Origin of the sequence: Empedobacter sp. GD03797 (genome assembly GCF_029842105.1) — a bacterium.
Classification (GTDB): domain Bacteria; phylum Bacteroidota; class Bacteroidia; order Flavobacteriales; family Weeksellaceae; genus Empedobacter; species Empedobacter falsenii_C.
This window is the reverse complement of the sequence record NZ_JAOCFS010000027.1, coordinates 39,211-46,423: the sequence shown is the minus strand read 5'-3', so window position 1 is coordinate 46,423 and position 7,213 is coordinate 39,211. Positions and strand designations below refer to the sequence as shown.

General features: G+C 32.5%; 6 protein-coding genes. 2 read left to right on the top strand and 4 right to left on the bottom strand.

Translation table 11 applies throughout. The features are described 5' to 3' along the window. Positions 1-195: 195 nt before the first annotated feature. Positions 196-753, top strand: coding sequence for a nucleotide exchange factor GrpE (locus N5D90_RS14225; protein WP_038335626.1), 558 nt, complete (start codon positions 196-198; stop codon positions 751-753). 14 nt (positions 754-767) lie between these two features. Beyond that, positions 768-1,892, top strand: coding sequence for a molecular chaperone DnaJ (gene dnaJ, locus N5D90_RS14220; RefSeq protein WP_280062944.1), 1,125 nt, complete (start codon positions 768-770; stop codon positions 1,890-1,892). 71 nt (positions 1,893-1,963) lie between these two features. On the opposite strand, the gene N5D90_RS14215 is transcribed toward dnaJ, so the two are convergent. The 4 genes from N5D90_RS14215 to N5D90_RS14200 form a co-directional block, all read right to left on the bottom strand. Continuing rightward, complete coding sequence (locus N5D90_RS14215; RefSeq protein ID WP_280062942.1) at positions 1,964-3,748, bottom strand: endonuclease; 1,785 nt, start codon at positions 3,746-3,748, stop codon at positions 1,964-1,966. An 11-nt stretch (positions 3,749-3,759) separates the two neighbouring features. Beyond that, on the bottom strand, positions 3,760-4,329 hold the full coding sequence (locus N5D90_RS14210; RefSeq protein ID WP_280062941.1) for a tRNA methyl transferase PRC-barrel domain-containing protein: 570 nt from the start codon (positions 4,327-4,329) through the stop codon (positions 3,760-3,762). A 124-nt stretch (positions 4,330-4,453) separates the two neighbouring features. Beyond that, complete coding sequence (locus N5D90_RS14205) at positions 4,454-4,819, bottom strand: heavy-metal-associated domain-containing protein (protein ID WP_280062940.1); 366 nt, start codon at positions 4,817-4,819, stop codon at positions 4,454-4,456. Positions 4,820-4,840: 21 nt separating this feature from the next. Next, a complete protein-coding gene (locus N5D90_RS14200; RefSeq protein ID WP_280062939.1) occupies positions 4,841-7,090 on the bottom strand; it encodes a TonB-dependent receptor domain-containing protein in 2,250 nt (749 codons plus the stop codon). Positions 7,091-7,213 lie beyond the last annotated feature (123 nt).

The following is a 7,213-nucleotide window of genomic DNA, read 5'->3' as shown; positions in this document are numbered from 1 at the left end:
TAGAAACATAAAAAAGATAGTTGTTAAACTATTAATGTTATCTTTCAAAACTAAAATCAAAAAAACTTTATACATTTACCGAAGCACTTCTCGCGACAGAAGTGCTTCTTTTTTATTTAAAATCTGACAAAACGACACATAATGGGCATTGGCAAACTATTTGATTCAATCAGAAACAAAAAAACTAATAAGAATATGTCTGACCAAAATATACACGAAGAATTAGAGAACGAGAATCTTCAAGAAAACGTTCAAGAAAGTGATAACACTGTAGAACAACCGCAAGAAGAAACTGCTGGAAAGTCAGAATTAGAAATTGTTAAGGAACAATTAGCAAAAGAAAAAGACCAATATTTACGTTTATTTGCTGAGTTTGACAACTTCAAAAAACGTACTTCTCGCGAACGCATGGATATTTTCAAGACAGCAAATAAAGAAGTAATCACTTCATTATTGCCTGTTTTAGATGATTTTGGACGCGCAATCAATCAAATTGAAAAATCTGGAGACGACAACTTACTTCAAGGAGTTGAATTGATCAATAATAAATTAGTAGAAACTTTACGTGCAAAAGGTTTGAAAGAAATGGAAGTAAAACCTGGAGACGATTTCAACACAGATTTACACGAAGCAATTACTCAAATTCCTGCTCCAACAGAGGATTTGAAAGGTAAAATTGTAGACGTTGTAGAAACGGGATATTTATTAAATGATGTAGTGGTTCGCTACGCGAAAGTTGTTGTTGGATTATAATTTAGATTAAGAAAATGTCATCAAAAAGAGATTATTACGAAATATTGCAGGTCGAAAAATCTGCAACATCAGAGCATATCAAGAAAGCTTATCGTAAACTTGCCATCAAGTATCACCCTGACAAAAATCCTGGTGACAAAGAGGCAGAAGATAAATTTAAAGAAGCTGCAGAAGCTTACGAAGTTTTAAGCGACGACAACAAACGTGCACGTTACGACCAATTCGGACATGCAGGAATGGGCGGAGCTGCTGGCGGAGGATTCGGCGGTGGCGGCGGAATGAATATGGAGGATATTTTCTCTCATTTCGGCGATATCTTTGGAGGCGGAGGATTCGGTGGCGGATTTGGAGGTCAATCTCGTGGTCCACGTCGAATGAAAGGTTCTGATTTGCGTATTCGCGTAAAATTGAACTTAGAAGAAATGGTGAACGGTTGCGAAAAGAAAGTAAAAGTTAAACGTTTCAAACAAGCAGATGGCGTTACATCTAAAACATGTCCATCTTGTGGAGGTTCTGGACAACAAGTTCGTGTTACCAATACATTTTTAGGGCAAATGCAAACTGCTACAACTTGTGGAACTTGTCAAGGAGTAGGAAAAGTTGCAGATAAAATTCCTTCGGGAGCAAATAATCAAGGATTAATCAAAGTTGAGGAAACAATCGACCTTAAAATTCCAGCTGGAGCAAGAGAAGGAATTCAATTGCAAGTTCGTGGAAAAGGTAATGATGCGCCTTTTGATGGTATTCCTGGTGACTTACTTGTTTTGATTGAAGAAGAAGAACACGAAACATTGAAACGTGATGGAAACAACTTACATTTTGATTTGTATGTTTCTATTCCAGATGCTGTTTTAGGTGCTTCAAAAGAAATTCCGACTGTTAATGGAAAAGTAAAAATTAAAGTTGACAAAGGAACTCAATCAGGAAAAGTATTACGTTTAAAAGGTCAAGGTTTACCAGATTTGAATGGTTACGGAAAAGGTGATTTATTTGTTCATGTTAACATTTGGACACCAACTCATTTATCAAAAGACCAAGAAGCGTATTTTGAAAAAATGAGAGACGATGATCATTTCTCACCAGAACCTTCTAAAAATGAAAAATCATTCTTTGAACGTGTGAAAGATATGTTTCAGTAATTGAAAAATATATATCAAAAAAAATCCATCTCAAATGAGATGGATTTTTTTATTTATCATTAAGATACTTATTAATCAACAATAATTTTATTAGATTGATTTTTCGTTTTAACGATATAAACTCCTTTAGGTAATTTATTTAATCTAACTTTAGAATTATTTGTTACATTTTGAATCGTTTGAACCAATTGTCCATTGATAGTAAAAATTTGAATTGTTTCTTTATTTTCAATTCCATTGACAACAAACTCATGATTTTTAACTGGATTAGGATAAATAACTAATTTATTATTTTGCTTTTTAACCTCATCTGTTGCTAATTTTTCGTAACAAGTCCATGATAAATTATCAAAAGAAACACGGTTATTTGAAGTTTCATCAATCAACTCAATTACAACATCTCCTTCAACATTAATATTATCAATTTTTGTTGTTTTAGCTGTTTTAGAATAAGGTATTTGTCCTTTTACTTCTCCATTAATTTTTAATGTATAAAATCCATCAGAATCTGCAAAAGGAAGATATGTTTTTACTGATAAAGAACCTATTCCTCCAGAAATTGTAGATGATTTTAAATTTCCTTTTCTAATACAAATTGCTTTATTACTATCTCCATCGATATAAATTTGCTTGTCTGTTCTTGCATTTGTTGCAGTCCACACAATTCCTCTATTCGACCAAGTTCTATCTGTATAAGATGATGCTGGAGGCGTACTTCCTGTAGATGGAATATTTTCAAAATCCTCTGTTCCACAGCTTGTTCCTTCTCCTGAACCTCCTCCTGTATTAGATTCTTTTGTTGTTACTTGAATTGCAGTACTATTATCCGATTTATTTCCAGCCGCATCTTTTGCAACAACATAAAAAGAATAAGTTGTCGAAGGATTTAATCCAGAAACTGTTCCGTTATTACTATAAACAGTCGTATTATAAGTGTTATCTACATAAATATCATATCTATTAACACCTACATTATCTGTAGAAGCTGTCCAAGTTAACGACACACTTGATGACGTAATCGTTGTTGAAGCTAAATTTGTTGGCGCAGTAGGTTTTTCAGTATCTTCTTCAGAACCTCCTCCTTCACCAAAAGATTCTGGCCAATTATTTTGCGCTTTAGGACCTCCCCAAATAACAGTTGCTAAATATGGATTATCGATAAATGGATTTCTATTTCCTTGAACATTCGCTACAACGTTATTTCTTTGAATTTCAAATTGTGAAACAGGATCTTCTACATTCCATTTCAAAAGAATATCAGGGAAATCTGACGAATACGTACTTGGTCCAAAGGTAATGTTAAGAGGTAAAGTTCGTTTGTCATAACGTACATACATATACATTAAAATTCTCGCAACATCTCCTTTCCATTCATCACCTGGATACCAACCACCACGGCTCGTTTTCATTGCCATTGCTCCTACTCCATCATCAAAAAGCAAACTTCCACGAGTACTATTCAATGTGACATCAGCAGGACGTAAATGATGTCCGTCTGATCCAGGTCCAGAAGTTCCTAAATTTGGCGTTCCTTTAGATTTTGCATAAACATGCTCTCTATTCCAAGATCCTGAAAAAGCACGACTTCTTTGATGCGTACCTGAACTTTGAGATCCATAAATCAACAATAAATTAGATGGATTTTGAGGATCGGCATCACTAGTTTGAAATAGATTTTTCAAACCTTCTGAATAAGAAACATTTTGCTTGTGAGTGTCAGTAATTAATTTAGCAAAATCATTTTTCAACTCATTCTTCGTTTTACTAAAATTAATGCTCGAGTAATACGCAGGTGCTTTTTGAGCTTGTGCGAATAATGCTAAAGCAAATGATAAAAAAGTAAATTTCAATTTCATTTTTATAACAATTATTTATTTAATAGTATAACTTCCTTGTTTTCATAAGAAAGCCTTAATGTGTAATTTTTCATTATCAAAGGAATTTGTTTTTCAAACTCCAAAAAATAGATTTTTCCAAATTGATAAAACCTCGCATTTATTTCTTCTTTCAAATGTATAGACGTAACATTCACTTCTATATCATCTATTAAAAATGGTTTTTCTAACCAACTTAAATTTTGTTCTTCAAAATAGAGTACGTCCATAAAAAGACCTGGATGATTTTTTCCTTGTCCTACAAAAATTCTGTTTTCGCGTTCATCAATTCCAATCACATAAACCGGAAATTCTTTTCCGCTAACATTTAAACCTTTTCGTTGTCCTATTTCAAATTTTTCTATTCCAGTATGTTCTCCTACAATAAAACCATCAAACAAAGAATAATTTCTTTGGCTTACCTTCCATGAAAGTTCTTCTTCTTTTGATCGAAAAGATGGTTTTTCTTTATTATAAATAGAAGAATTTTTTGGAATCTCTACAATTTGACCTATTTTCACTTCAATTAATTTATTTGCTCCTTTCCAAAAAAGGAAAGACAACAAAGATAGAATGTTAATGTTAACTAAAAGTTAAAAATTGAATTTTTATTTTTAAAATATTAACATCTTATAAACAAAAAAGGGATTTCAATTAGAAATCCCTTTTTTGTTTAATAATTTTATTTTAGTGACTATGTGTGTTAGCTTCACCAACTGAACCTTCACGATCATACGAACAACAAGAAGGTAAATTTCCGTACACTTTTTCTTCTGCACGTTTATTATCAGTATCGTGTCCAACCGCTACTACAGCGTTTTCTACATCATCAACTTTACTCTTTTTCTCATTCAATATGATATGTAAATTTTGCGTATTACTATCCCATTCAGCAGATTTTACGCCTTTTACACCATAAGCCGCTTTCTCTATTCGATCTTTACATTGCCCACAATTTCCTTTGACGTGTAAATCGTGTTTTGCATTTTTATTTTGTGCTTGTGCGCTAATTCCTAAAGTCGCAACCAAAGCAAAGGCTAATAATTTTTTCATTGTTTTATTATTTTTATGATTTTATTTTAAACTAAATCTTAATCCAGCATAATACATTTGTCCAAAAATTGGCGCATAAACTATCGAGCTATCGAAATTTGAACCAAAAGGATTATCTGCTCCTAAAATTACGCGATGTTGTTGATAATTCGTTACATTTTCTCCTCCAACATATACTTCAAAACGTTTTGAGAAAACACGTGTAATCTGGAAATTAATTGTTCCAAATGGATTCGAATAATCATTCAATTGATTTTCTGGTAAATTATCTGATGTATTTGGCAAACGCTGTTTTCCAATCCAATTGTATGTCGCATCAAAACGCCAATTCTTACCATTCTTTTCATGTGTTTCATATTCAAGATTGGTAAAGAAACGATGTTTCGCTTGTAATGGACGCTCTAATTTTCCGTCTTCATAATCAGTTGCTATATCATAATATTTGTACGATGCTCTAATTTTGAAATGCGTAAATGGATTATAATTAAAATCAAATTGGAACGAATTTGCATACGAATCTCCTTCTAAATTATAAAATCTTACTTGACGAGCCGAATAATCGATATCAGTTACAATTTGATTTTGAAAATCTGTTCGATAAAAATCTGCTGTTACATCTGCATTTTTTCCAAATAATTTAAACTCTTGCGTCACACTAAATCCATAATTCCATGCAATTTCTGGATCTAGACCATATATTTTTCCATTTCTATCGCCCAAAATATTAAATTGTCTTGAAGATGCAAATAAATTCTGATTTTCTGCAAATATATTATTGATTCGTTTTCCACGACCAACCGACGCTTTTATTGTTGTTCCTTTTACAGGTGTATAACGCGTATGCAAACGAGGTGTTAAGAAAAATCCCATTCGATTATTATAATCTCCACGAAGCCCAGCAATCATATTGAAATTCTTCATATTATCAAATGTATATTCGAAAAATGCTCCTGCAGAATTATCAATTCGATCATAATTTACATCAGTCGGAAGCGCTACAAATTCCTTGAATTTATCGTACGTAAAACTCGCTCCTGTAGAAAATTTATTTTTTGTATTGCTAATAATCGAACTGAAAATATAGTTGGAATAAAAACTTTGTTGCTCAATATCATATTGATTCAATCCGAAGTAAGAATCTTGTTTATGATAACTAAACGCCGTTTGCAATCCCATACTTTGATAAGGCATTTCTGGAAAAACATACCCAATTTTTGACGAAACATCCACACGATTTGTATTGATTTCTGATCCCCAATAATTTGTTGTTAATTTGTCGCGATCTTTATCAAAATCAACTTGTCCTGCTTGTTTTGTATCATTCAAATATCGTGCAGATAAAAATCCAACCCAACCTTTTTCTAAGTTTTGATATTGCCAACGATTCATCACATTAATTTGATGTCCAAGCGGATTATCCAAAAATCCATCATCGTTCATATCATTTTTTGCAACGCGTGCATTTCCATGCATAAACAAAGAAGTACTCCATTTATCATTCAATTTTTTGTTCAAATGCACATTTCCTTCGAAGCGCGAATCTGTCGAACCATAAAGATTCACAAACAACGGAATATCATTTGAAGGTTTAATTAATTCTGTATTAATCTGCCCAGAAATACTTTCATAACCATTAATCACTGTTCCTGCACCTTTCGTCACCTGAATACTTTCTACCCAAGTTCCTGGCGTAAAACTAAGCCCAAAAGCTTGCGAAGCTCCACGAACATTTGGTATATTTTCTTCTGCAATCAAAATATAAGGAGAAGTTAAACCTAACATTTTAATTTGCTTATTTCCCGTTACAGCATCCGAAAAATTGACATCAATAGAAGGATTTGTTTCAAAAGATTCAGCTAAATTACAACATGCCGCTTTCAACAATTCCTTTCCTGTCATTGTCGTCATATTGGTTGCAAACTTCGATTTTTTAAGCGAACTACTTGTATCACGAACCACAACTTCATTCAACGAAGTATCACCAAAATGATCTTTTACATTGATCGTGATATTCTGAAATTCGTCTTTTAATTCCTTAAAAGTTGTCGTTTCATTGTCATAAAAAACACCTAAAATTGAGGTTGGTTGATAATTTTCGATCTCAAAATTTCCCTTTTCATCTGTGATAACAGAAATATCTGACGATCGCCAAAACACTTCTGCTCCAACGATTGGTTGTTGATTTTGATCTGTAATTTTTCCCTTTAATGTAGATTGCGCGTAAGATAACGCAGCACTTAGTATAAATACTGAAGTGAATATTTTTTTCATTTTTACGATTTAAGGCTCAATGCCTATTTATTATTTTGTACTTGTTGATTAGATTTTCATCAAATACTTTAATATTCAGATAATAGCGTATTGTTTTCTGATTGATTTAATCAAAAACAACGG

Bases quoted from the DNA above. Each gene is read 5' to 3' on its own strand.
- N5D90_RS14225 (WP_038335626.1), top strand. From the start codon at position 196: ATGTCTGACCAAAATATACACGAAGAATTAGAGAACGAGAATCTTCAA.
- N5D90_RS14215 (WP_280062942.1), bottom strand. From the start codon at position 3,748: ATGAAATTGAAATTTACTTTTTTATCATTTGCTTTAGCATTATTCGCA.
- N5D90_RS14205 (WP_280062940.1), bottom strand. From the start codon at position 4,819: ATGAAAAAATTATTAGCCTTTGCTTTGGTTGCGACTTTAGGAATTAGC.
- N5D90_RS14200 (WP_280062939.1), bottom strand. From the start codon at position 7,090: ATGAAAAAAATATTCACTTCAGTATTTATACTAAGTGCTGCGTTATCT.
- dnaJ (WP_280062944.1), top strand. From the start codon at position 768: ATGTCATCAAAAAGAGATTATTACGAAATATTGCAGGTCGAAAAATCT.